This window comes from Flavobacterium sp. FPG59 (assembly GCF_002150205.1).
Taxonomy (GTDB): domain Bacteria; phylum Bacteroidota; class Bacteroidia; order Flavobacteriales; family Flavobacteriaceae; genus Flavobacterium.
In genome coordinates, this window is the sequence record NZ_MTCA01000267.1 from 1 (window position 1) to 3,608 (window position 3,608).

4 protein-coding genes are annotated in these 3,608 nt (G+C 33.7%); 2 read left to right on the forward strand and 2 right to left on the reverse strand.

Annotated elements, in window-relative coordinates:
* Nucleotides 1–107 precede the first annotated feature (107 nt).
* Together FPG59_RS14780 and FPG59_RS14785 are read left to right on the forward strand one after the other, a co-directional pair.
* Nucleotides 108–1,139 (forward strand): iron ABC transporter permease, encoded by a 1,032-nt coding sequence (locus tag FPG59_RS14780; RefSeq protein ID WP_254906718.1) that lies wholly within the window; start codon nt 108–110, stop codon nt 1,137–1,139.
* Nucleotides 1,139–1,924 (forward strand): ABC transporter ATP-binding protein, encoded by a 786-nt coding sequence (locus FPG59_RS14785; RefSeq protein ID WP_086455331.1) that lies wholly within the window; start codon nt 1,139–1,141, stop codon nt 1,922–1,924. The genes FPG59_RS14780 and FPG59_RS14785 overlap by 1 nt, the downstream gene beginning before the upstream one ends.
* A gap of 366 nt (nt 1,925–2,290) precedes the next feature.
* Here FPG59_RS14785 and FPG59_RS14790 read toward each other — a convergent pair whose 3' ends face one another.
* Both FPG59_RS14790 and FPG59_RS14795 read right to left on the reverse strand, forming a co-directional pair.
* Nucleotides 2,291–2,749, reverse strand: a complete 459-nt coding sequence (locus FPG59_RS14790; RefSeq protein WP_086455332.1) for a tRNA (cytidine(34)-2'-O)-methyltransferase — start codon at nt 2,747–2,749, stop codon at nt 2,291–2,293.
* Nucleotides 2,750–2,807: 58 nt separating this feature from the next.
* Nucleotides 2,808–3,380, reverse strand: coding sequence for a pseudouridine synthase (locus FPG59_RS14795; protein ID WP_086455333.1), 573 nt, complete (start codon nt 3,378–3,380; stop codon nt 2,808–2,810).
* Nucleotides 3,381–3,608 lie beyond the last annotated feature (228 nt).

Consider the following 3,608-nt stretch of genomic DNA (forward strand, 5'->3'; position numbering starts at 1 on the left):
ATTATACTTTTACTTTTGCAGAAAAATTAAAGTAACTAAGAATAATATTGATACTCGAAATTTTACATTACAAAAAATTAAAGGGTTTTTACTCTAAAAAATAAGCGTTGAATACACACAAACGAAATACCATTTTATTCTTTTTTTTTGCAACTGTACTCGTGCTACTGTTTTTTATGAACATTAGTTTTGGATCCATATCCATTCCGTTTAAGGATGTGGCAACGAGTCTAACGGGAGGTCAAGCTAGTAAAGCAACATGGGAATATATCATCATGAATTATCGCTTACCAAAGGCAATAACTGCTATTCTTGCAGGTATAGGATTGTCTATAAGTGGCTTATTAATGCAAACCTTGTTTAGAAATCCTCTAGCAGGGCCTTATGTATTGGGTTTAAGCTCAGGTGCCAGTTTGGGGGTAGCGTTTGTAATTCTGGGCGCAGGAATACTTCCTTCTTTCTTAACTCCTTTTTTACTTTCGGCGTACGGCGTAGTTATTGCTTCTACAATAGGAAGTGCATTAGTCTTACTTGCGGTTTTATTTGTTTCACAAAAACTAAGAGATACCATGGCTATACTCATTGTAGGGCTTATGTTTGGGAGTTTTACCAGTGCCATTGTTGGAGTATTATCATATATGAGTACCGCGGAGCAATTACAAAAATTTACTTTTTGGTCTATGGGCAGTTTGGGTAATTTATCTTGGACATCCGTATTTGTGCTTGCTGTTTGTGTAATTATAGGACTTTTTTTAAGTGTGGTAAGTATAAAACCATTGAATGCTTTATTACTTGGAGAAAATTATGCTCGCAGTTTAGGTTTAAATTATCAAAAATCAAGGTTGATCATCATTGTTGCTACTAGTATTTTGGCTGGTAGTATTACCGCATTTGCTGGACCTATAGCGTTTGTAGGACTTGCTGTGCCACATGTAGCCAAGTTGATTTTTCAAACAAGCAATCATACCATACTTTTTTGGAGTACTTTAATTTTTGGAGGTATAATAATGCTTATTTGTGATTTACTTTCAGAGATTCCAAGCTTGAATCTTAGTTTACCCATAAATGCCATTACGTCCATTATAGGTGCGCCCATGGTGATTTGGCTTATGGTTCGAAAACAAAAAATGATAGGCTAATGGAACACGCAATACTACTGGAAACATCAAAAATTAGCATTGGTTACTACCATAAAAAAGAATCCACTGTGGTTGCCGCTGATGTTTCAATTACATTAAAAACAGGCAAGCTCATTGCACTTATAGGTTCAAATGGAATAGGGAAATCAACTTTATTAAAAACCATTACAGGCATACAAAAACCTCTATCTGGAGAAGTTTTATTGCTTCATAAAAATGTTTCTTCCTATAATTCTTTGGCTTTGGCCAAAAATTTAAGCATTGTACTTACAGAAAAGCTTCCGCCAAGCAATTTAACGGTTTATGAGCTAATTGCCTTAGGACGTCAACCGTACACCAACTGGATAGGTAAATTATCTGCTGAGGATAGTGACAAAATCAATCAAGCCATGCAATTAACTCAAATTTCTCATTTGGCTGATAAAAAGCATTATGAAATAAGTGACGGGCAATTGCAAAAAGTATTGATTGCAAGAGCATTAGCACAAGATACCCCACTAATCATTCTGGATGAACCCACCACTCACTTGGATTTACTGCATAAAGTAGCGCTGTTAAAATTGCTAAAAAAACTAACCCATGAAACCGGTAAATGCATCTTGTTTTCTACCCATGATATTGATATGGCTATACAAATGAGCGACGAAATGATTATTATGACTCCCGGAAATGTAGTACAAGATGAACCCTGTAACTTGATTAAAAAAGGTAGTTTTAATACCCTTTTTAAAGATGACCATATTGTTTTTGATCCTGAAAAAGGGAAGTTTGTGATTACAGGTTAAGCCCCCTAACCCCCAAATGGGGGAATAAAATACTTGTTGTAAAATGGTTAAACACTAATTTCGTAAAGGGATTACGCTTGGGGCGCAAAAAAAAGTCATACTAGTTTTTTATGAATTGAAATGTTTATTTTGAACCATATAAGGCAAATAAGGGCATATACGTTTTGTTTTAATTATGTGCGTATGTGTAAAAGTTCACGCTAAGAAGATAAAATCAACTTAAAAAATTAGTGACTTCTTCATACTAATTTGTGTTTTTTTGAAACATATAAGACATATAAGGTTATATAAGTTTTGTTTTAAAATATATTCCAGAAAAAATTAAATCACAAAGATTCACAAAGAAGTCACAAAGTACGTAAACAATTAACCCAGCGCAATCTGTCTTTTCGCCTCTCCTACTACAAAAGCAACTGAATTAGCAATATTAAAACTACGAATTAAGGCTGACATCGGAATTTTAAGTTGATTTTCTTTGGCAAACAAATCTAATACTTCTTGGCTCAAGCCCACACTTTCTTTACCAAAAACCAACCAATCACCGTCTTGAAATTCGATATTCAAATAGGAATGGACTGCATGTGAACTCATTAGAAAAACTCTTGAGGTATCCGGAATAACTTTCATCCACTCTGCGACATTTTGGTATTCCGTAACATCAAGATGCACCCAATAATCCAATCCAGAACGTTTGAGGTTTTTATCATTGATAACAAAGCCAAAAGGGTGAATAAGGTGCAAACGACTTTCGGTACCCACACACAATCGGCCAATATTTCCAGTATTATTTGGAATTTCAGGTTCTACTAAAACGATGTTTAACATTTTATACTTTATTAAAAGGTTTAAAAATTAAAAGATTAAAAAAAACTAGTACTACCTTTTAAATTTCTATTTGAAAATTTTCTACTTCTATAACTTCTCCAGCTTGTAAATCGTTAAGATGTACATTGCCAATTCGAACACGAACCAAGCGTAAGGTGGGAAATCCAACGGCTGCAGTCATTTTTCGTACTTGACGAAATTTTCCTTCGTTTACAATAATTGAAGCCCAGGTTGTAGGTCCGTGTCTTTCATCCCTAATTTTTTTTCCGCGTGGGCCAAAATTAGGAATTTCATTCAAAATAAAGGCTTGACAAGGCTTGGTTTTATATTTAGTCCCATTGAAACCAATTTCAACTCCCTCTTTTATTTCATCAATAGCTTGCTGTGTAATTACACCATCTACTTGTACATAGTATTCTTTATCGACTTTCTTACTTCTAATTGCTTCACTTTCTTTACCGTCGGTTGTCAAGAGCAATAACCCTTCTGAATCTTCATCTAATCGACCAATAGCCATAGTGCCATCTGGAAAATTGTAGAGTTCACCCAACAAGCGTTTTTTTCGTTTGAGGTCATAAATAAACTGACTTAAAAAGCCATAAGGCTTGTGAATGATGAAATGGCGGTGCATGAATTAAAATCTTTTTTGGCAAATATAGTGGGTTATTCCATTTTTATGAAAGAGATTTCTTTTTTGAGCTATAAAAAGCTACATTTTTTAATTTATTCACACTATTAAAAAATATAAATTTAACGAATTGATCATTATTTAACAAAATATTAGCTAAATTAGCAAAAACATTAATTTAATCTATAGGCAAGATTATCATCATTACATAAAAAAAACAGGTATTTATAC